The organism is Bacteroides sp. NSJ-39 (genome assembly GCF_014287315.1).
GTDB lineage: Bacteria > Bacteroidota > Bacteroidia > Bacteroidales > Bacteroidaceae > Bacteroides > Bacteroides finegoldii.
In genome coordinates this window covers 353,802-377,252 of sequence record NZ_JACOOB010000002.1, presented here as the reverse complement: position 1 = coordinate 377,252, position 23,451 = coordinate 353,802, and the positions used below count along the sequence as shown (strand labels likewise).

The 23,451-nt window shown below is 34.5% G+C and carries 21 protein-coding genes and 1 tRNA gene; 20 read left to right on the top strand and 2 right to left on the bottom strand.

Annotation, left to right across the window (positions count from 1 at the left end; all coding sequences use genetic code 11):
- Positions 1-223 precede the first annotated feature (223 nt).
- The 20 genes from H8S63_RS04375 to H8S63_RS04280 all read left to right on the top strand — a co-directional run bounded on the left by H8S63_RS04375 (position 224) and on the right by H8S63_RS04280 (position 19,554).
- The gene (locus tag H8S63_RS04375) at positions 224-403 is read left to right on the top strand and encodes a hypothetical protein (protein ID WP_061448373.1); all 180 of its coding nucleotides are present in this window, start codon (positions 224-226) and stop codon (positions 401-403) included.
- A 436-nt stretch (positions 404-839) separates the two neighbouring features.
- Entirely contained in the window at positions 840-1,652 is an 813-nt protein-coding gene (locus H8S63_RS04370) for a hypothetical protein (protein ID WP_118158708.1), read from the top strand.
- 587 nt (positions 1,653-2,239) lie between these two features.
- The gene (locus H8S63_RS04365) at positions 2,240-3,256 is read left to right on the top strand and encodes a DUF3871 family protein (protein WP_004317145.1); all 1,017 of its coding nucleotides are present in this window, start codon (positions 2,240-2,242) and stop codon (positions 3,254-3,256) included.
- Positions 3,257-3,646: 390 nt separating this feature from the next.
- Positions 3,647-4,234, top strand: coding sequence for a tyrosine-type recombinase/integrase (locus tag H8S63_RS04360; protein ID WP_008777193.1), 588 nt, complete (start codon positions 3,647-3,649; stop codon positions 4,232-4,234).
- Between the two features lie 907 nt (positions 4,235-5,141).
- Entirely contained in the window at positions 5,142-5,573 is a 432-nt protein-coding gene (locus tag H8S63_RS04355; RefSeq protein WP_118158712.1) for a hypothetical protein, read from the top strand.
- Positions 5,570-5,947 carry a hypothetical protein gene (locus tag H8S63_RS04350; RefSeq protein ID WP_118158713.1) on the top strand — a complete coding sequence of 126 codons (378 nt, stop codon included), beginning with the start codon at positions 5,570-5,572 and terminating at the stop codon, positions 5,945-5,947. Before H8S63_RS04355 ends, H8S63_RS04350 begins: the two co-directional genes overlap by 4 nt.
- Positions 5,944-6,924 carry a hypothetical protein gene (locus H8S63_RS04345; RefSeq protein WP_178286128.1) on the top strand — a complete coding sequence of 327 codons (981 nt, stop codon included), beginning with the start codon at positions 5,944-5,946 and terminating at the stop codon, positions 6,922-6,924. Before H8S63_RS04350 ends, H8S63_RS04345 begins: the two co-directional genes overlap by 4 nt.
- Positions 6,925-7,069: 145 nt before the next feature.
- Positions 7,070-8,146, top strand: a complete 1,077-nt coding sequence (locus tag H8S63_RS04340) for a penicillin-binding transpeptidase domain-containing protein (protein ID WP_255467626.1) — start codon at positions 7,070-7,072, stop codon at positions 8,144-8,146.
- Positions 8,147-8,148: 2 nt separating this feature from the next.
- The gene (gene ftsZ / locus H8S63_RS04335; protein WP_118158715.1) at positions 8,149-9,372 is read left to right on the top strand and encodes a cell division protein FtsZ; all 1,224 of its coding nucleotides are present in this window, start codon (positions 8,149-8,151) and stop codon (positions 9,370-9,372) included.
- Positions 9,373-9,426: 54 nt separating this feature from the next.
- Positions 9,427-10,032, top strand: a complete 606-nt coding sequence (locus H8S63_RS04330) for a hypothetical protein (protein WP_118158716.1) — start codon at positions 9,427-9,429, stop codon at positions 10,030-10,032.
- Positions 10,033-10,039: 7 nt separating this feature from the next.
- The gene (locus H8S63_RS04325) at positions 10,040-11,323 is read left to right on the top strand and encodes a hypothetical protein (RefSeq protein ID WP_118158717.1); all 1,284 of its coding nucleotides are present in this window, start codon (positions 10,040-10,042) and stop codon (positions 11,321-11,323) included.
- A 112-nt stretch (positions 11,324-11,435) separates the two neighbouring features.
- On the top strand, positions 11,436-12,356 hold the full coding sequence (locus tag H8S63_RS04320) for a hypothetical protein (RefSeq protein WP_118158718.1): 921 nt from the start codon (positions 11,436-11,438) through the stop codon (positions 12,354-12,356).
- Between the two features lie 593 nt (positions 12,357-12,949).
- A complete protein-coding gene (locus H8S63_RS04315) occupies positions 12,950-13,513 on the top strand; it encodes a hypothetical protein (protein WP_147393837.1) in 564 nt (187 codons plus the stop codon).
- 238 nt (positions 13,514-13,751) lie between these two features.
- Positions 13,752-14,396 (top strand): hypothetical protein, encoded by a 645-nt coding sequence (locus H8S63_RS04310; RefSeq protein WP_118158720.1) that lies wholly within the window; start codon positions 13,752-13,754, stop codon positions 14,394-14,396.
- 59 nt (positions 14,397-14,455) lie between these two features.
- A complete protein-coding gene (locus H8S63_RS04305) occupies positions 14,456-14,761 on the top strand; it encodes a hypothetical protein (RefSeq protein WP_118158721.1) in 306 nt (101 codons plus the stop codon).
- A gap of 741 nt (positions 14,762-15,502) precedes the next feature.
- Entirely contained in the window at positions 15,503-16,621 is a 1,119-nt protein-coding gene (locus tag H8S63_RS04300) for a hypothetical protein (protein WP_118158723.1), read from the top strand.
- 11 nt (positions 16,622-16,632) lie between these two features.
- A complete protein-coding gene (locus H8S63_RS04295; RefSeq protein ID WP_118158724.1) occupies positions 16,633-16,890 on the top strand; it encodes a hypothetical protein in 258 nt (85 codons plus the stop codon).
- A 117-nt stretch (positions 16,891-17,007) separates the two neighbouring features.
- Complete coding sequence (locus tag H8S63_RS04290; protein WP_118158725.1) at positions 17,008-17,982, top strand: hypothetical protein; 975 nt, start codon at positions 17,008-17,010, stop codon at positions 17,980-17,982.
- Between the two features lie 151 nt (positions 17,983-18,133).
- On the top strand, positions 18,134-19,075 hold the full coding sequence (locus tag H8S63_RS04285; protein ID WP_118158726.1) for a hypothetical protein: 942 nt from the start codon (positions 18,134-18,136) through the stop codon (positions 19,073-19,075).
- Between the two features lie 406 nt (positions 19,076-19,481).
- A tRNA-Met gene (locus H8S63_RS04280) sits at positions 19,482-19,554 on the top strand.
- Between the two features lie 399 nt (positions 19,555-19,953).
- Here H8S63_RS04280 and H8S63_RS04275 read toward each other — a convergent pair.
- Both H8S63_RS04275 and H8S63_RS04270 read right to left on the bottom strand, forming a co-directional pair.
- Positions 19,954-20,751, bottom strand: a complete 798-nt coding sequence (locus tag H8S63_RS04275; protein ID WP_186925823.1) for a sialate O-acetylesterase — start codon at positions 20,749-20,751, stop codon at positions 19,954-19,956.
- 17 nt (positions 20,752-20,768) lie between these two features.
- Positions 20,769-23,444: a glycoside hydrolase family 2 TIM barrel-domain containing protein gene (locus H8S63_RS04270; RefSeq protein ID WP_186925822.1), complete on the bottom strand. Its 2,676-nt coding sequence runs from the start codon at positions 23,442-23,444 to the stop codon at positions 20,769-20,771.
- Positions 23,445-23,451 lie beyond the last annotated feature (7 nt).

The following is a 23,451-nucleotide window of genomic DNA, read 5'->3' as shown; positions in this document are numbered from 1 at the left end:
ATCAAGGCTTCTGGTAAGCCTGAACATCATATTCTCCCCGAACAGCTACGGTTAAGGGGAGAATTTTTGCTTTATTGCATCCTCAACTCAAATATTCCACAATTTCGACTTGTCGTTTGGTGATGCGGTCGGGACTTTATACCTTTGCAATGTGATTGAAAGTCAGAAATGACCGAGTTTCTCGTCACCCAGATTCACCACTACAAACCTAAATCTACTTCAAATGAAAGAACTGACCTACGCAGACATTCGTAAAGTGGCACTAGAGCACGGTATCAAGGACACAAGGCTGCACATTGGACTTTGGGCTACTGACCGATACATCAAAAAGCGCAAAATGGTTCATGGCAAGACCTACACAATCTACCTGCCATATCATAAGCCGGAGCAGAAACAGTTTTAAGTCCTAGACCTACTTTCAACTATTAAACAGAGTACACCATTGTCAACTAATCATCTAATTAGTAGCACTATCTACTAATGTGCTTACTAATACAGCAAAGTTATGTGCTGAAGTATTGATATTACCAGATTATAAAGGTGTGCTTATTCCCCCCTTTAGCGGTGTGCTTAATCCCCTTTTGGAGCGTGCTTATTCACCCCCTGTCTACACTCCTAGATACTACACTCCATACAGCCATACTGTAAAGTTCTGACGAACTTTCAGTAGGTGGGATAAGTAGGATATATAAATCAATAATATATGTGGCATTATAATAATAATTTATATGAGAAACTAAGCGAACTAAGGAAAGTGAACAGACTAAGTTCCACTAAAATGAGATTCTTGTTAAAGACCAATCAGATTATTTTGATTAACCATATTGAGCGTTTGCCTTATGAAAGACACGAAACTTCCATTCAAGGAGTACACAGTAATGAGTAATAATCTGATTCAGAATCTAAACTGTTCAGATGTGTACAGGGCTTATACCTTGCTATTAACAGCAGATAAAGATTCTTTGGAAACCAATACTACATTAAAACAGCTTGCAGGGTTTGTAGGGGAAGAACTGGATAATTACAAGAAGAGTAAGAGTACATTATCCTTCAATGACAAATTAAGGGCTACAGGCGAGGTTGTTATACGTGATATAGATTCCAAACAGAAGGACAGACATTGGACTATGTACAGATTCAACCAAGTAGAGCCAGGCAATTATAGAAGAATTGGCAGAGAGTTCTACGATACTTACAATACTTTAGATTTGAAGCTAAGAGGATTCATATTAAAGCTATTCAGTGTAACAGAGCCGCATAGTTATGTTATCAAATTATCATCCATAAGGAAATTGGAGAAGCGTATTCACATGGGACATGATGCTATTGGTAGGTACATAGAGCAGTTAAAGGATTTGGATTTATTGGATGAAATTGGTGACTGTCTGATTCTAAAGGTCAAAGGCTTAATAATAGACCAGCCTAAAGATAAACAGGTAAAGAAACTAATTGCCATGTTCGACCACATGATAGAGTTCAACGAAGGCAATAACAAACCATTATCCAGAGAATGTATGATTTATAAGAAGTATAAGGAGAATGGATTTAAAGATGTCAAGAATATCCACGCTTTTATGAAGTCAATACAAGCAGGTACAGTAGGAAGAAAGCGACCTGTTAAGGAAGATATACCTTATGAGATTATTCTGTAGTTAGTTTGTAAGCAATAAAGCTCCAAACCATTAATCAGGTTTGGGGCTTTTTATGTATATCCCCAACTCAAAAATATAAGTACTCTAAATTCATACCCCCGACCCTTTTCTTGAGGAAGTGTTTCTATTTAGACTTTATGCAGCTATAAGGTGAAATATTTGATTCGTCAGTGAGCGTATCAGATGTATATCGTGCACAAGCCCCTTCTGTTACCCAAAATACCCCTCACCAATCATTAGGAAAAATGAAAGGATAACATGAATTGCTATTCAGCCCACAAACCTTTTGAACTTCTGAAATGTGCGGACTTATCAATGATTTGTATATGTCTACATATAAAGATGCACAAAGATAAGTGATAAGAAAGAACTTCATGTTAAGCCCTCATTTTGTCCTTAAATACACTATTTACTAATCTATTATTATGCGTATGGAGAATTTAAAGATTTTATTGACGTTTGGAATAATTCTAATTGTGCCAGTAGTCTTAATGCCACAGTTCTTTATTGGATTATTAATACTGATTGTGGCTTGCTTAGCTTTCAGACAGAGGAATTTCTAATATTAACTAAATAAATTACAGATTATGGAATCAACATTACAGATTATGCCAGTACAGAGAACTAGTAGAAACTTTGGTGAATATGCAGAAGAAGCGGTAATAATTGAAGAGCCAATTATTAAGCAGAAACGACCTCTATTCATTGAAGCCAATACGATTGAAGCCAGTTTGGAGCATCTAAGGAATGATTGTATTATACCCGTATTCGCAAAGGACAACGAAGCTACATTATCTCATGTGGCTTTCATTGAAGCGGTACAGGATGCAACCAATACATTCTTTAGCGGTGAACAGATTGAATCGCCAGATATTCGTGTTTCTCATGTAATCAAAGGTAGGATTCCCGAAGCAATACACAAACCAGCCAATCAGTTATTAGAGAGTGACAAGACTATCTACTACGAAAGATGTGCTTTTGTTATTGAAGTTCCTACTATCTATGAGACAGTGCACGGTAACAGGCTAACACTTACTATTGGTGGTGTCAGAGCTTATAACCATACCAATCTTTATTCAAAGAAAGGTGCAGAGCGGTTTAAAGTGTTTATTGGCTTTACTTGTAAGGTTTGTACAAATCTATGTGTATCTACGGACGGTTATCTTAGTTGCTTGGAAGTTACCAATACAAGGGATTTATATCAAGCGGTATTGGAAATGTTCCACAAATACGATGCAGCCAAACACATACATTTGATGCAGTCTTTAGGCAATACCAGTATGACAGAGCATCAGTTCTGCCAACTACTTGGAAGAATGAGACTTTATCAGTCATTACCGCAAGGCTATCAGAAAGATATACCTAAAATGTTGCTTACTGATACACAGGTTAACAATGTGGCTAGGGCTTATATCAATGACGAGAACTTTGGCAGCTTAGGAAATGATTTGTCTATGTGGAAACTTTACAACTTGCTCACAGGTGCAAATAAGAGTAGCTATATAGATTCATTCTTGGATAGAGCCTATAATGCTACAGAACTTGCAACGGGTATATGTTCCGCTTTACATGGTGATGACAAATACCAGTGGTTTCTTAGTTAGTGGTATTACAGAGTACTTAAAAGGGGCATCCATATAATAAGGGTGTCCCTTGATTATTCATTACCTATTAATACTCAAAAGATTATGTTACAAGCGTTACTAGTCGTTATATCTTGGACTATCTTGTTACTTGTTATGTGTGCAATTTCACCTATTGTATTCTTCTTGATGATTATTTGGACTATATACAAGATTATTACGGTGAAGTAGTACATGAAGAACTAATAAGGGTATCTATATACTATATATAGGTACTCTTTATTAGCTATAGCCAGTAGTATAACATTCACTTCTGTTATTAGTGAATGTTTAGCTAGTAATCAGTAAGTTAGATATTCCAACTCAAAATTAATATTCACTTTTATTAGTTTCACTATAAAACAGAACGTTATGTCACTTAAATATTCAAGTACAACAGCAGATTATCTGCAATGGAGCGAAGCGATGAACTTAATAAGAAAGTTGGCAAGGGATAGTAATTATAAGATGTCACTTCTTATCGCTTTGGGTTGCTTCACAGGTCTAAGAATTTCTGATATTCTTGCTTTGAGGTGGAATCAGATATTAGATGCAGAAGAGTTCACCATTACAGAGATTAAAACAGGGAAGCAAAGGACAATTAGGATTAATATGCAGCTACAACAACATATCAGAGATTGTTATGAGCATATAAATCCAGTTGGTATAAATGCTCCTGTATTGATAAGTCAGAAGGGGACAGTGTACACAGTTCAGAGAATCAATGTCATGTTGAAGGAGATTAAGAAAAAATACAGGCTACAAATAGGCAATTTTTCGTGTCATTCTCTTAGAAAGACCTTTGGCAGACAGGTCTACAACATGAATAACGATAATTCAGAGCTTGCACTTGTTAAGCTCATGGAGCTATTCAATCATTCCAGTGTATCAATTACTAAGAGATACTTGGGATTAAGGCAAGAGGAATTATTAAATACCTATGATTGTCTTAGTTTTTAACACACAGGTTTAGTTATAATACAAACGCTTTTCGTATATTTGTGCCGTTCCAGTAATGGAATAACATATTTATTTAACGAAAGGCGTTTTGCATTATCCTTGTCTCTGAATTTCGCCAAAATTTTACACTACGAGGATATGCACAACGCCCATACTTGGCTATATACCTGTTATTTAACAGAATATCATAGTCTAGGTGTGGGCAACTTGTGTGTATTTGTAGTGTGGGTGTTTGGCGATACCTAGAGACAGATATGCTGATAGTTCCCACACCTTTTTTGTATGTAGAATTGTATCTATTGGGAACTAGATACAATAAATGATAGACTATGGAACAGGCATATTTACAACTAGTCCCTACTTCTCAAACAGTATGTAGACAGTTAAAATCTTCACTAAATCCAGAGATTAGGCATTTTTATCTTAAAATTTTTGGGTAAATAAACTGAGTGATTATTATATTTGTGACAAAATAAAGTATTATAGCAACCAATTATATGCTATCAGTTCTCCAGTACTTTAAATACTATGATTAACTACTTTCTTGGGGAGAATTGGGAAGTATAAATCAATATCTATAAGAAGCAGACATACTACTTATTTACCTATTCAGTTCTATTATCAGATAGTAGAACAAGATTCAGCAAATAGAAATATCATTTTTTGAGTAGGATGATTATTCATCTTTGCTTAAAAAGGTTGAATGGTAACAACATACAGAACTATTAAAATTAAGATTATGTATTCATTGATAATTTTATTAAGCAGAGGTAAGATGTCAGACTATGCAGATTTTAACAGTAGCGGTAGTGTGGCATTACATATAATAGTCATACTTGTTATTGTAGGTTTCTTCTTATATGCCTACATAAAAAATAAATTGGACAAACATTAAAATTATAAGGATATGGCAACAGATTATAGCGGATTAATGAACAGCATTAATTCAGAAAAAGAAAGAAGTAGAAGGATGATGAGTTCACTAAGGGTTGAAGATAAAATTGCTATCTTACAGCTTGTATGCCAGTTGATACTTTCAGCAGATGGCAGTATGGTAGAGGAAAGGGATAACTGTGTGGTTGATTATGTCCTAAAAGAGTTAGGATATGATACAGATAGTGATTCTGGAGCAATTGCAGGTAATATATTGTGGAATCAAGCTACAGAAACAAATCCTTTTAAAGCTTTCCAGATTGTATCAGAGCTTAATAGGGATGTAAAAAATGAAGTTAGAGTTATATTACTCCAGATTTGTAAAATGGGTGGCAACTTCATGAATAGAGTAAATATAGCCCAACAGATATTTCAAAGGACAAATATTGAATACTATCCTTTATGATTACACTAGCAGAAGCGCAACAGATAACAGTAGAATCTTATAATGATTTGTGTTATAGAAATGGAGGACAGGTTAGAGGGAATGATACAATTTCTGATATAGTGAATGTTGGATGTCACTACCTGTTATCCCATTACAATGATATAGTACAAACCGCCTATAAGGATGAAGTATATAACATTGTTCCGCAAAATTATCAATATATGGCAGAAGCCAAAGTTATAGCAGGTGCAATGAAACAATGGTTGCCAGACTTGTTAACTCAACAAAATATTGAAGGAATTGCTTCTATGATTATTCTCAATATTGGTTGGTCTGGAATGTGGGATTTTTTATGTGGTTATTTTAAGCAAGAACATGACAGAGTAATATGAAAACATTCTTACTGGATAGCTTTAATAGATATAAAAGATTCAGTGAAGAACTGGATGTTAAGACTATATTATGCAATAAGTCTTGGTTAATATTCAATGATTGTGGAGATAAGGAATTGTATGTTTTTCAAGAAAACGGTTCTCTCATTGCGTCAGTAAATGGCAATGTTACCAATGCTAAATGGCAATACATACCTGCCAATAAATCTCTTGTTGTTTCTTTCAGGGAACAATCATTTATGTTTCATCCTTCATTTATTAATAATGTCATATTCGCTTTACAGCAAGATGGCACAGAAAGGTTTGCCTTTATGATAAATGAAGAGCAAAGTGAATCTTTTTATCCTAAATCTCTTAAAGAACTGAATAACTATTTTGAAGGAATAGAACGTAAAAGAATCGAAGCGGAAGAACAAGAGAAAAGATGGTTGATTGAGCAACAACGGAAAGAGCAGCAACGCATAGAGGAAGAGTATAAAAGACAGCAACAATATCGTATAGAGCAGGAAAGGCTACGACAAGAAGAAGCTAGAAGAGCAGAGGAAGAAAGAAGAATCGAACAAGAGAAACTTGCGAAAATCAAGAAAGAGAATGATATACTAAAACAATATAAACTATTTTTGGCAGCAAAAGTTTTAGGCTATATTTTAATAGCAAGTATTACTGCAACACTTACAATCTTGGCATATAACACTTCTTCTGACGGGGCTTGGCTTATTGTTCCACTTATAGTTTTCTATATATCATATCGTCTTCATAAAGCAATTATTTCATGGCTACGGAGAAGAATACTATCTAATCATTTACAAACTAAAAAGAAGAAAAAAGAAAAGGAAGATAGAAAGAGAAAAGAAGAATGGGAAGAGTATAAAAAACAGAGAGACCAAAGAGATTTTGAACGAATTGAAAAGTATAGAATGGAAAGAGAAAGGCAAGAAAAAAGAATGAGAAGAAAAAATAATAAAATTACGTGGTGAAGCATTTAATTTACGATGTGTGCTTAATAGTAATAAAATGCTTTTGAAGTGATTGAATTAAATGAAGTGAAATCAATAATTAGACTCACCTTAAGAATTGTTTGGATTAACCACCTATTTGTGAAATCATTTTAATGAATAGAGAATGAAAGTATTTAGAATATTAATAGCATTGATTGTATTGAGTACTGGATTTTATTCTTGTACAAATAAAGAAAATAGAACTAGGGATAATGCTATTGACAGTACATTACAAACTAATGCTACTGCCATATTGGGAAGCAAGTTATCAGAGATAAATGCCCAATCTGGGCAGGTTATAGTTATGGAAGTTCAGACAGGTCAAATAAAGGCTTTAGTTGGACTTACTAGGAAAGATAGTGCGAACTACCAATCATGCGAGAACTTCTCTGTATGGCAGTCTACTGGTCTGATGCACCCAATATCACTATTGGCAGCTTTAGAAACTGGTAAGGTGAAGTTGAGTGATAAGGTTGATACAGGAAATGGTATCTACCAAATTCATGGCAGAGAGCTTAAAGACCATAATTGGCATAGAGGGGGATATGGTGAGCTTACAATACAAGAAGGATTGGCAGCTAGTTCCAATATTGCTACTTATAAGACAATGGAGAAGGCTTTTGGTGATAATCCTCAAACCTTTTTCGATTTACTTGCTAATATGAGCTATGGTAAACCGGATAGCATCAATGGAATAGCCAATCTAAATCCTGCATACTTTGTAACTCCTAAAGATAACAATTGGGCTAAGAGTGATTTTGCATGGTCAAGTATTGGATATAATCAACAAATATCACCTATCCAAATACTAACCTTCTATAATGCTATCGCCAATGATGGGAAGATGATACAGCCTCAACTATATAAGGATAGTGTAGTAGTTATTAATCCACAAATAGCAAGTAGGGTTAGTATTGATAGTTTGAAGAAAGCTCTAGTATTTAATATTACTGACGGATTAGGTCAACCTGCCAAGTCTGATAAGGTACTAGTTGCAGGTATGCAGGGAACTAGTTCATTATCTACTAATGAGGATAGTACTAAGGATATGTATGCAGTTGAGTTCTGCGGGTACTTCCCTACTGATAATCCCAAGTATAGTATCATTGTATCTATTAATAAGACTGGATTGCCTGCAAGTGGTGGACTAATGGCAGGTGATGCATTCAGAGAATTTGTTGATAAAATAATGGAAAAATAATCATGGATGGTATAATTGAATTTGATTTAATCAAGAATCAGGCTTCCAACATTATAAAAGTAATAGGTGTAGGTGGTGGCGGTGGAAATGCTGTAAAGAATATGTACAGTCAAGGAATTAAAGATGTTTCTTTTGCTATATGCAATACGGACAGCCAAGCTCTAAGCCGTTCCAATGTACCTACTAAAATACAGTTAGGAGACACTGGTCTAGGAGCAGGTGGTAATCCTGAAAAAGGACGTGCAGCAGCAGAAACAAGCATTGAGCAGATAAAAGCTCTTTTTAATGATACTACTCAAATGGTATTTATTACAGCGGGAATGGGTGGTGGAACGGGTACTGGGGCAGCACCCATAATAGCTCATATTGCAAAAGAAATGGGAATATTGACGATAGGAATCGTTACAATCCCGTTTCAATTTGAAATGAAGCCTAAAATAGTAAAAGCTATTAAGGGAGTTAATGAGATGAAAGAAAACGTGGATGCATTGTTGGTTATCAACAATGAACGTTTGAGAGAAATATACGCTGATGGAATCACTACAGCTAAAGAAGCGTTCTGTAAAGCTGATGATATTCTAACAACTGCAACCAAAAGTATTGCAGAAATAATCACCATTGAAGGAACTATAAACAGGGACTTCTGCGATGTTGAAACCATAATGAAAGATGGTGGAAGTGCAATTATGGCAATGGGTAGAGCCAAGGGAAAATATAGAATACAAAATGCAATATTGGATGCTCTCAATTCTCCTTTATTGAATGATAATGATATAGAAAAAGCACAAAAGCTATTATATATTATCTATTCCAGTAAAGAGAATCCTATTCTTATTAATGAATTGTCTGAATTGAATACATTCATGGAGGAATTAGACCCAAACATTGAAGTCATTTGGGGACTATATGACGATGATAGTTTAGGAGAGGATGTGAAGATTACACTAATTGCAACAGGTTTTGATAACAAGAAAGATTCTGTGAACGCTGAAATTAGCGATGATGAAAAGCTTAAATCTGAAATTGAGAAATATTACAAACCTACTCCTGAACCATTGAGTAAGCAAGCCCAATCAGCTATTGTTGAATCAAATAATGATACGAAAGAAGAGATAACAGAGACGCAAGAGCCTATTACATTTGAAGAAACGACATCTCATTCTACAAAAGAAAAACTTATTACTCGTCTTAGTAATATAATAAGTAAATTGATGGAAGATGAATAGCATAGTAGTGTTTTCAAGAAACTGTTTATCGCATAATTTCTAAACAAATACAATATGGAAGGTTGGATAGTTTTAGGCTTAATACTAATAGTTATCGCCTATTTCTTTGGCAGGATTGGATTTGCATTTGAGGAAGATAAGGAACAGTCTGAATATGCAAAAACAAATGTCGCTATTGATAAAGCAATTGATGCAGAAGATAACAAGACACGAAATCTAGTTATCAGTACGCTGAAGGAGATTGGTTGTCAACCAGAAGTTGATGATGAAGATAGAATCTGTTTTAAATACCAAGGTGAGGAGTTTTTTATAGATGCAGATAACAATTATCAGTTTGTCACTCTCTGGGACACTTGGTGGCTATGTGTAGATTTGGATAATGCCAATGTTGAGAATTTAAAGGAAGCAATAAACTTGAATAATATAAATACTATTGTTTCCACTGTCTATTCCATTGATGAAGATAATAACCAGATGGGAATACATTGCAAGGCAATAATTGTATTTACTCCTTCAATAACAAACAGAGGAAATTATTTGAAAACAATACTCAATGATTGTTTCAAGGCTCATGATTTACTAAAAGAACGGTTTATACGTCTTAATTTCAAACAAGAGAAACATGAAGCCAAAAGGGTAGTTATAAAAGGATTTAATTAATAATATCATGAAGAAGTTTTTTAGTTCTATGTTTAATACTTCTCCCCAAGTAAAGAATATCTCAAAAGATAAGGAAGAAGATGATTTGGTTGATAGATTAGAGAATGAAACGTATCTGTCAAATGAATTTAGGTTTCAACACCAAAATGAAAAGTATCAATTACGTGCCACTCCTAATGAGAAAGTGACTTTAGGCGTATTACTTAATAGGACTTTTGATATAAGGCAAGAAGAAGTTTCTGATTTATATATTGTTACAGATAACATACGTGAGAAAAAAGGAAGGCTTATTGTTGACAGAAATGAAATCTGGAACTTTGATTTATGTAATGCAGTCCTTATCAAACATGATAATGGAGATATAGGCTATAGATTTAGTGAAAATGTTGTCTTGTCTATTTCCTATAGAAAGGGTTATGCCAAACAGGAAGATGATGATAAATCTATTGGCAGAGTGAATGACACTATCATTGTACATTTAAGAGGATGTGGCGGTGGAAAAGAGACATGGTTTATTCGTGCATCTATTATGCTGCCAACATTTAGCCATGAAGGAGATAAAACATATATTAGAACTGCGAATCAACCTCAAACATTAAGTGTTTTGTTTGCCTATGACAATACAAGTCCAGAACAAAGAATAGAGGAGTATAAGGCTATTCATGATAGAACAATTGAAAAATTTAACAATGGAGAAGAATTAGAGTTTAATGAACATTGCATTATATCTCAAATGATACCCACTATTGGAAAGGATTTTTATTGGGGGAATGAAGTTTTAAAAGAAAATAGATATTGGGATGCAATTGTATATTTGGAGAACGTATACCATGCTTTGCGGGAAAGTTGGTTAAGGAGCGATATTACAGATGAGGACAAAAGGATGTTTTACCAAACCTGTTACATTATAGGATATTGCTATGCAGAAATGTGTTTATATGAGAAAGCCCTTTTTTATCTGGAAATAGTTCGTCCGTTAAATAACATTACATACAACATTGAATACATAAACTGTTTAGCAAACAGTAGAGATATAAGGGCAATTTACACTATTCATGGTGAACTTAATCAATTGGCACAATTAAAAGAAAATGAGATTACGGATAGTGTTATATATTATCACAATTTTTTGCGTAGGAGAAGAGCATACACCTTTGTTGACATGGGACGGTTGGATGATGCAGAGGAAGCGTTTAAGGAAATGTTGAATGAAGATGCAAATAAGGAATATGCCAAAGGCGAACTGGAGTATATTCAAGAACTGAAAAAGCGAAAGAGTACTGAAAGTTAAATAGAAGATATTATTATATCTGATATTTGTAGAGAATAACCTCTTAATAAGTGACGGTCTGATGGAGGTGATGTGTTTAAGAAAATAATAGTAAATTTAAAACAGAATTGAAATGACAAAAATGTCTCAATGTAGTACATGTATTGGAGATGGAGTTCATTGTGAGCATTATCGGCCAACCGATGATAGTCCTTGTCCTAATTATATATTTGATACTTCAAGTACGGAACAAGGTACTATTAAATATGAAGTTAAGAAAGCTTTGTATCGATATATCGCGCTAATTGTTATAGTCCTTATACTTCTTTCTTTTATTGGAGCAGTAACTTTTTGGGATTATGTATCTATTATTCCTTATCTAAGTTTTTTGGTTTTTCTCTATTTAGTGATTGCGCACTTTGATAGAATATTACAATTGGTTAAGGAGAAATTTTGGAATAGAAAGATAAAACATCATGAAACAAAGAATATTGAATTCGCCACTGGAAATGACCAAAAACAAGCTAATCATTCTGAAATAAGTAAGATTGTAGATACGGTTATGAACACATCAAATAACAGAACGAGAGATTTGGTTACCAATATTTTAAAAGAAATTGGTTGTCAGCCAGAAGTTGATGATGATAATGACATCTGTTTTAAATATCAAAATGAGGACTTTTTTATTAATGCAGATAATCGAACCGCTTTTATCATAATCTGGTCTAACTTTGGAAGTCTTTCTTTAAATGACCCTGATATAAATATCCTGAAAGATGCTATAAATCAAACTAATATGGACGGACGTGTTACTTTAGCATATTTTATTAATAATGAAGAGAATACTATAACTGTATATTGCAAGCATTATCTACCATTTGTACATGAAATACCTTCAATTCAAGAATATCTACGAAGTAATTTGGACAATTTCTTTTGGACACATCAATATTTAAAAGATAAATTTAATACTTTAAAAGAGAATCCTACAATGCAGAGTTCAAGAGAACGAATCATTATAAAGGGTTTTAATGCCAAACGTGATAATGAATAATAAGAAAGGCAGCATTTGGAGTTCATTCGTAGTTAGCTTTCTTTTATTAATATGGAAGTAATAGATTGTATAATTCTTAGTAATAGAATATCATGGAAGCAATTTTAGCAATAGTAATCACTGCAATCCTTTTCTGTTTTTTATAAGAAAGGGAAAGAATGAAATTAGTGAGCAAACAACAGAAGATGTTATTGATTCAGCCTATACAGAAGCATATAAGCTAGTTATAAAACAAAAAAAAGACGTAAACGAAGTAGACCATATATTAGAATCAAAAGGACTTGATGAATCTCAAAGAAATTCAATTATAGTATCATTACTACAAATTAAAAGTGACAAGAAAGCTAAAAGAGAACTGCGTATCGCAAATGCTCCTAGTGATATTTTATATGGTGGAATATGGTGTATGTGTGGGATTGTATTAACGTGTTTATCTCTGCTTTTAAGTGATTCTATAGGTATTGGATTCTTATTTTGGGGAGCTATTGTTTATGGGATTCAAAGATTTGTGAGAGGACTGTTTTATAAGTTCATTAGAATGAGTTAGTGGTAAATAATATATAGATAGGTTTTAATTATATGCTAAAGAACTAATGAAAAATATATTATTTAAAATACTTCAATGGATAATCAGCTTGATTAGTTGGCTTACCCTGTCTCCCTTATTCTATTATCTCACATGGAAATGGAAATTAATAGGTAAGAAATTAAGAGTAACTTTATTACTTATCTCACCTATATTTTTGATGATTTATATTGTATTATTTGTTCTTGGATTGTATGCTTATGATAGCTACCAACGAAAATACAGATTTACAAATAAAGATACCATAGAAAAGATAACTGGAGTAAAATACCCTAATTTTAAAATTGTAGAATATACTAAAGGAAGAACATCTTTTCAAGGAGATTATAATGACCAATTAATAATTGAATTTAAAGAAACTCCTTCTGCTGCTTTTTACCAAAAACTTGATAGTTTGATTGCAGTAGAACAATCTGACTGGTCTAAACGTGATAACGTATATTCATATAGTAAAATGTGGGGAAATGGTCTGCCTGCCCCTAAAGGGGAAGATAATGAAGAAGATATGACTTTCTCTATTGAATTTGAGAAAGGAAGCAAAAAGGCTATTATTGGTTATGGAACTTGGTAATGATATGATATTTTTGCAAGTGACAGATTAATAGTAGGTGTTGTATTTAAGAAGATAGTAGATAATATCATTGAAGAATAATCATTATCTTCATAGCATAATATACAAGAGACATGGGAGAAATAAAACAATATGAATATCCTAAATGTAGTGAAAATGATTCTAAGAATTAGTGGTGAAGATGCTGTTTTACAGAGTAGGATTAACATATTGAAATCAAAATGTAGCATTAAACGATATGATAACGATTAGTGCAATGCCATATTCCACATATTCCTATGATGGAATGCCCAAACCAACATGGGTAAAAGCTACTTGTCCCCCAAACGGTATTCCTCATAATTTCAGCTTATCTGATGATGATATGCTGACCTATTATCTTGAAATATTTAGAAATAGAACAGCTAAGGATAAGCCATATATAGACCAATATAACTCTATAGAAGAATTGGAAGAAGATATATATGGAAACTGTTTATATGATTGGATTCCTAAAGATTTTAAGGAAATATATTATACTCTTGATAAACAAGAATTTTTCCATAAAATAAATGTGTTGATAAAGCAACATGGTAATGCCATTGTAATAAAACATCGTGCTTTATGTATAAAAACAGATGAGAATATCAGCTTGTATTCTTTTTACAAAGGTTTATGCCCAGATAAAGATATATTGTCTATATGTATTCCAATAAGAATATTTGAATTAGGACTATGGGAGGAAGGAAGCTTAATGTATATGACTAACGAAGATTATGATAATTTATTAGAAGAACTTCTAGTTAAACAAGAAGCAGGAGAATTAACGGAAAACAAAATAGAAGAAATAATAGGTTCTGTAATCACAAAACATTGGTTTATTGATATAAAGCCAATCCAATAGGGATATTGGCTATGGTTATATTTGCAAAGGATTTTATTTAATTACAAAAAAGTTAATTAATGAAGCTTGATATTGTCAAATACCTTATAGATTGGAAATTTATTTATATTGTTTGGATAGTATGTGCTTGGGTACTTACTAATAAACCATTACCCAACTATCACGATTATTTATTTGAGGAATACGAGTTGGTATGGTGGATTATTGGCTGTATAATCACACTGATTACAATCTGGCATTTATACAAAAGAAACTGGATGCAAGCAACTTTATTGTTTTTGCTATTTGCAGTACCTAAGTGCCTTGTATATATTGGCAATACGGAAGTAGTAAGTGAATTGATTTTTAGATTATTAAAGATATGAGATACTTAAAGCAAATAGAATACCCCATATTAGTAGCGATGATATTCAGTTTAATTAGGGCATTTATCCATAGTTTGATAAGTGAGCAAGATAGGTTTAGCCGTTTATATTGCTTAGTTTACAAAGAAAGACTTGATTACATAAACAATCTTGAAAATTGGATTTTCATGGTTGGCATGATAATTCTCATTCCTACATTTACTTATAAACTAATAAATAAAGAATGGAAGGATGTGTCTTGGCTACTATTATTTGCTTTATTATTAATCCCTTGGATTTCTTATATTTACTGTTTCAAATAAACAATAATCAAAATAGGAAGCCGAATTTCTGCATTTCTAAGGCTCCAATTAAATATGCAACAGCAGGGGAAAAGAAGTAATATTCACTTGTTGCCTTTTTAGTTCACTTACTTCTCTTCTTAACCAGTTTATGCTTATTCTTATGCAAGATATACATTCTGAATTATTGGAATATATGTGCGTATCTCTTCAAAAGGATTTGATTTGAGGTAGCAAATAAAATAGATTTTAGAACAGAGATATGCTCAATATTTATAATTTCGTTTATATTGGGTAATTGGAAATATGAGAAGGAGTGCAGGATATAATCATATAAACAAACTACAGTAATGGTAATATCAAGCATTTCTATTTATTCGTTTTCTGATTTATTTGTAGAAAATATTTCTTTTTATTATTTTATGTTTTACCTTTGTAAAGTAATTTATCAATTTAGCATATGGTAAACGATAGGGATATACTACTGAAAGATATTATGAATGATTTTAGTGAGTTAGACAATGTTATCACTGAAACTAAACGTATGATTAACATAACTCATAATGTTAAAATTATACAGGGTAATATAGACAAGCGATTCAATGATATTACTTCATTTAATAAAACTGATTGGATGTTTTTAGCTTTCGCAATAGCTTTACAAATATCACGTCAATATTTGCTAACGGATTTTAAAGAGAGATTAAATGATAAAGATGCTGCAAACAACACATGGGGACATACAAAAGAACATTCGAATAGATTTCATCGTTGGTATCATCCTTCTATAGAGGATATTAAAAATAATCCAGTTCCTTTTGATGCCAATTATGGTAGTCCTAATTTTAGTCTAGGATTGCATGGAACTCAACATCGCTACAAAACATTAGGACATGACCCTCTGTTAGGCTGGTATTGGGGAACGATGAATATTTTAACAAGCACTTTAACAACATGGGATTTACAATCTTTTCATATAAAAACAGGGTATATACAAACAGGTGCTGCACGAGATAAAATATTAAATAGAGCATCAAATGAAAAAATTCTAGAATATTCCGTTAATCGTAGCCTGAATGAAGGTAAAGAAGGAAAATTAGCACTCGCAACAGCTTTCTTAAAAGAATTTGTGCATTTAAGAACCGATATAAAATCAACCCAAAGCCTACCACTTCCTTGTATATCCAGATTATCACCTAATTTAGCTAAAGAATTATCGACATATGGTTTTGATATTCAAAATTTAGAAGCCGTAGGGAAACAAGCTACTCTATCTATTTTACTAAATTGGGTTATTGCGAGTATTCATAAGTTGTGTCAGCCTCAAGATGTTAAATCTGACTTATACGAGGTAAAGACCCGTAAAATACTATTATATTCTAATTCAATAGCTACCTCCAGTAATATCTTATTTTCAATATTGACAGAAAATTATAATAAACTAGATATAGGAGGTAGTCTTGTTGCTATTTACAGAATTATCAATGATGTAGATTTTATAGAACGAATAAAAAGAGAATTTATCTCTGATGAATTTCAAATAATTATAGATAGCAATAAGAATCAATACGGTTTCTAATATTTAACAATATGATAGATAAAGTAGTAGCTCAAGTGGGAGGGCATATAATAAAACATGGTAGCAAATATGCTATAGCAATAGGAACAGCAATTGTAGGTGCTGTGGGATTTAAAGCGGGAAAGTCTGTAGGGAAAACAGAGGGAGTAAAAAAAGGCTATGAGCAAGCTTCTGAAATGTATGAAAAGAAATTTAAAAAACAAGAACAAGATTTTCAACAGAAGTACAACAAACTTAAAGACAAAATAAATACTTTATTCAATCGTTAATTTCAATTATACAATAGTTCATAAACAATTTTGTAGGTAGTAAGTGAATTTTCATTTACTGCCTTATTTTTTTATCTAATTCTTTCTATCTTTAAGGCATAATTTAAGATTAGAGATATGGAAGATATAAAGCCAATAGATAAGTTTACATTAGACAAATATGTAAAAGAAGAAGATGATTTGCTAGAATATGTAGAAATGTTGGGTTGTAAATGTCACCCTGACTATGATTTCATAAGGGTCAAAAAGGAGATAGAGGATAAAGCAGAGACAAATGAAACAGAAGTAGCAACAGAACAACAAGCAGCAGCAGAAGAAGAAGAAGAAACAAAGTACGTATTCATGGGTACAACTGTAACACAAGAATTTAAGAAACGGTACAATGCAAAAGTGCTTAATGCTCACTATACATTTGAGAAATATATACAGTATGAGGATATACAAAATACTTTGGAAGCATTGGATATAGATAGAGAAAAATTCTGGTATCTATTATTGTTCGTCTCTGATTACATTTATGGAAGTTGCTTGGAAGGAATTAAGGTTAAAGAAACTTCAAGGGTATTAGTGGAGAAACTCATGCAACAGCTTGGGAAGAATATTGGTAATAGTGGCTGTATATTATCTTTTATAAAACCAATGACACTAACATTAAAATTACAGGAAAAACATCGCTCCATAGAAATCGACGACCCTATATCATTAGCTTACATTTATCTTGTATATGAAGCAGGGAAGGACTATTTCAGTAATGATAAGCCAACAAGATTTGATACACAAGGAATAGATAGAAAAGGCAAAGACACAGAATATAAAACTATTCTAGTAGCAATGTTCTATAAATTATTGAAGAGTTTCTTTAAACTATTGCCCAAAACAAATACAAGTAAATCTGCAAAAGCATATAGTACAGTTTCTTTGAATAAGACACTATTAATTTCAAGACTTGTTTATTTGACCAACCTATCCAAAGACAAACGGTATACGGGAGTTGATGAGAAAAATAGCAAGCTGTGTCCTAACTTCATAAAAGACCAGATAAAATCTTACAAAGATTATGAAATTCTTAGAGCTAACAAATTTTATAAATGATTCATCAAGGAGGGGTAAATTTATTGGGCTGTTTTTACCCCTCTTACCACCTCTCAAAACATTGCCTTTATTCATAATTTCCATTGTAATTTTGCCACCAGAAAGGAACGAAAGTAGATAATGTTTCTACTGGGCAGTCTCATTTTTAATAATGAATAAAAAAAATGAATTAGCACTCCAAGTTTTAACGTTGGCAGTGCTAGCAAGTAAGGGAATCAAGATAGCTAGGCTATCAGGTAATCGTAACTTTGACGAAAAGGTGGTTAAAGCCAAAATGAAGTCCATGAAGGCAAATGGAATGTTAGTTCCCGCTATCATAGTGGATGCAAAGAAAGTTATAGAAGCCGGATTGGAGATTGTAGATTTTGAAACGGGAGAAATCATTAGCGGAGCTGATGCAGCCCGGTATGTTGTGTTAGTGGATGCAAACCACCGTTACAAAGCTCATCTAAATCTTCTGGAAGCTAACAAGGAGTTAAAAGATGAAGAGAAGTACAAAGGTGAGTTCTATCTTATCTATGCTTTGAATGAAGAAATTGCAGTCTCGAGAATGTTTTCGGAGATTAACATTTGTACAAATCCTTGGAAGGGGGGCGACTTTCCTAAGGGAGCTAAAATGGCGTGCAAAGAGGAGCTTCCGCTACTTGATTTTATCGTGGAGCTTACTGAACAAGGTTATCCATTACCCACTGCTTCCAAATGGGGAACGTTTAAAGCGGGTATTACTAAAGAGATAATGGCAGATGCAATGGCGGGTAAGATAAGTGACAAATTACGGAAAACTAATGGATTGGAAAGGGGGAGAAGATTATTAAAAGCAGTAGCAGAACACCTCTCTAAAGAGATTCTCAAAAGTAGAATTCTCATTGATTGGATTATCTATCAGTACGATGAAGCAGACGATGACCAAAAAGGTGCTACGATTGACAATCTGTTCAAGTTCTTTTCAAGTTTGAACAAAGAGAAAGCAGAACAGATAGAGAAAGCCAAAGGACAGCGAGGTGGAGATACCAAAGAGACCATTATAAATCGCCTTCTCAACAATTTCTACGAGCAGTTCACACAATCTCAAAGTGCTTCTACTGATGAGTAAAATTAAAAGCCAGTTATCGAAATTGATAGCTGGCTTTTTTTATCTAAATATGAATTGTCACATCTAAATGCGGACTAAAATTCTAATCTCAAAATTATGCCTTATACATAATTAATCCTATCTTTGTGTCGTTCAAACAAGGCTATTTAAGAACAACGTTTAAGAACCAAAGTTATAAATCATTGAAACACAATACTTTTGAGCAAAAGTAATTCTTTTCTTTAGACCATACAAGAAAATAGAGAGAATATTAACATTTGTATATTAATAGGTGCTAAGAAAAAGTTTCATCATTATTTCATTCATTCTCAACTAAATAAGAAAAAAATGATGATTTACTCGAAAAATATTCAGCAAATTATTTGTTTGTTTCAAAAAAAGCCGTACCTTTGCACCCGTTAAACATCGCGGAGTGGAGCAGTTGGTAGCTCGTTGGGCTCATAACCCAAAGGTCATTCGTTCGAGTCGGATCTCCGCAACTAAAGATAAGAAGAATCGCAGAAATGCGGTTCTTCTTTTTTATGACAACTCTTCGTTTACTGACTTTATTCACAACCTCATTTCAGTTATCAACAAGGATATTAACAAAGTTATTAACAGGTTAATTGGTTTATAATAAACCAATTAACCTAATATCTCCCTTTTCTATCAACAAGGCAGTATTTAGTTATTCACAACCTAAGATGGGACATAAAAAGTTCATTGAGGGAATTAAAAAGGCTGCCATAAATAAGCCATTCTACATAAAAAAAATAGTGACGGTATATGACAGCGATACCGTTAGTATCCTGAACATATACCGTCACTATTTTTTCTACATCAATCAGCAATCTCACGTTTATTCATATAGTGCAACCAACAGAGATTCCCGATTGACCTTATTTATGCTTATAGAACTTCCATACCTTTTCCGCATAACGTTTTCCTAACAATAATTGGGCTTCTGTATTAAAATGAGGATCCTTCTCATCTTTATACCATCCCAATCCTTTCGACGATACCCAATCGCAATGAGGGATAAATGAAGATACTTTTTTAATCATCTGATTGAAGGGAACAGTACCCGCTTCTCTCTTCGTCCAGTTCCATTGAGAAATCTGTCCGACAACAACCGGCAGATCTGGCATGTTTAAATCTTCCCGCAGATCTTTCACCAAAGAAATCAGTTTTTGTTTATACGCTTCCGGATTGGAACAATCGGCTTCTCCCTGATGCCAAAGGATCGCTTTCAAAACGCCTCCCTGTTTCATTGCAATCCGAATCCGGGAGAGGGCTTCTTCATAATATCCATCTTTACTGCCTTTTAGCCAAGAGTTGATAGAAGAACCACCACGCGCATTTACTACCAGTCCGAGAGGGCGTTTCGTTTTCCGCGTCATTTCTTTGGCAAAACCATAAGCCGGTCCCAAGCGTTGCATCGACAGGTCTTTACGGACTGTCGAATAACGATTGAGAGGATTTACTGCCGGTTCAAAATTCCCCTTATCATTCAATAGATATACATTTTGCAGCGTATCCATGACCTCCGGAGTCAATGTTGCACGCCCCGCCATGTTGGATTGACCGATGCATACATACAAATCAAAAGTGGATGGAACATCTTCCTTTACATTTCCCGCAAAAGCAAACAGGGATTGCAGGAGGAAAAAAGACAGTAAATAAATAGACCTAAGCATACGAACAGTGTTTATGATTAATAGTTTCTATAAATACGGATAGCATTCAGAATAGGTTCTCCTTCTTTTTTATGAAAGTCGACACTTACTCCTTTTCCATCCTTTACTGTTATTACAAACTTTTTGATAACAGCACGGGCATATCCGTAATCACGGGCTACGTTGAAATCATCTGAAACGGTTGTTCCATTGATTGAAATACCAAAGCTGCGATTTCCGGCAAATGTTTGTTCCGAGTCAGCTCCCAGATTATAGACCAATGCTTCTCTTTCTTTGTCCGACTCCAACTCTGCCCAGTGCAAATATACGGAATATTCTCCATCTGGTACATCAGCCTTAAAAGATTTTATTCCAACACGTTGAGTCTGGAAGATTGGATTCATGTCCGTTCCGTGAATATCGATATCCGAACCAAGCATGGTGCCGAATCCTGTTTTACGACGATAAGATGTTCCGCCGATAAATCCCCAACTACCGGGCTTATATTCCTGTTCGGGAATCCATGCTACGTTTGCCGCACGGTCTTCAAAATATCTCGGAGAACCTAACATTACATTTATTTCCGTGAATGGCACAGCTTCGTCTTTCAACTGCGAGCCTACTAACTGGAACTGAATCCGAAGCATATCACGCAACTTATTATCCCCAGTCACAGCAACAGCTTCCAGCAGATTCTCTCCACCCACAAACGGTACATCAAACAAAGCATAATTATTTTCTATCTTTTTCTTTCCCAGACTCTTGTTATTCACAAACAGCTCTACTTCTTCCGCATTAGAGAATACAGGGACGGATTGGATACATTCTTTCTGTGCCGTATTCACCACTCCCCCACGGCTTTTCCACTCCCGATTACCAATGACAAGTATCGGACGACGTGACAAGGCTGTCTTATAGAACCAATAAACATCTTTCTTCTCTCTGTTTAATCCGACAACGCCTTTATTGTTTACATGAGGAACAGCATCTACACGGGATTCGGAATAAAAATCATTCAGATTCCACAGACTGGAACCGGCTATAAACGGACGTTTCATCATTTCATTGAGGTAATGTTTATGATATACCAGTCCATATTCCTGCGAGAAGTCGAAACGTTCCGGCTGGTACGAATGAACTCTCGGATCTACCCCTGGCCCATATTCCGTTATCATCAGCACTTTCCCTTTGTATGCTTTATGGGCTCGGTCGAGCAAACGCTGGAACTCATTGATATCCGGTTCATACCAACCTTGATACAAGTTCCATCCCTGAATCATCGGGATTTCGGTGAGATGAGCATCTTCGTAGTATTGAGGCATATTGTGATAAGCCATCATCGTATATCTTGAAGGATCTTCCTCACGGATAGTCGCCTCCAAGGCACGGGCTACTTTTTCCGTGAAACGGTAGTAATCTTCCAACTGTTTGCCTTCGGTATAGGGACGACGCAGAAAAATCTCATTCATATACCCCCAAATCATTACAGAAGGACGGTTGAAATCCTGACGTACCATCTCTTTCGCCATCTCAACAGAATTATGCAGGAACTCTTCGGTTTCTGTAACAGCATTAACGACGGGAATTTCAACCGAAGTCACAATGCCCAATTTATCACACATTTCCATGATAACAGGATCTTGGGGATAGTGTGATACACGCAGGTAGTTTCCTCCCATCTCCTTCAATAGCAATACATCCTGTACGTGCAATTCGTCACGCAAAGCATTTCCTTTCTGAAAATAATCCTGATGGCGGGCAGTCCCGATCAGTTTGCGTCCTTTGCCATTCAGGAAAAAACCTTTTTCCGAATCAAACTTGAACCAGCGCAAACCTAACGGATTCACCACTTCATCCAGCAAAGTACCCTTTCTTTTATCAAGAATACGGGTATATACCATATAACGATAAGGATCGTCTATATCCCATAGACGAGGGGAATCTATTTTTATCTTTTTGGAGATGTCCGTCTTCGTCTCGCCGGCTGCCAGTTTTACTTCTGCCTGCGTCTTTTTCACTTCCTTGCCATCCGCATCACAGATTATATTTTCTACCCTGATTTCCGTAGGCTGGGGCATATCGTTTGTAAGTAGCGTAGTGATTTCTACCGAAGCAGCGGAGTTATTCACTTCGGGGGTACGGATATAAACTCCTGACGAAGCGTAATCATTCGTTGCAATGTGTACCGGATTCATAAACTGCAAATAGACGTCCCGGTAGATACCGCCAAAGAAAGTAAAATCGGCAGATAAGGGGGGGATATTCGGATTATAGACATTGTTTACATAAATGGCAAACAGGTTTTCCTGTCCATAACGCAAATGGGGAGTGATGTCAAAACAGAAGCGGGTATACCCTCCTTTGTGCTCTCCAACGAACTGGCCGTTCAGGTAGAATCGTACTTCCTGATTGGCTCCTTCAAAGTAGATCACTGCCCGACGTCCCTCCTGGCTTTTGTCTATAAACAACTGTTTTCGATACCAGACCGGCCCCCGATAGAATCCCGGAGTTTCATCGTCTGCATCTTTATCATTCCAGGTATGAGGTATATTGACCGTCTCCCATGAAGAGTCGTCACAGCCAGTCATTTGTGCTTCAAACGGAGATCCTTTTGTAAATTTCCATCCGTCGTTGATGGTGTATACCACGCGTTGCTGTGCCTGCGCCCATCCCACAATAAACAATAGAATAAAGATATAGAATAACTTCTTCATAATCTAT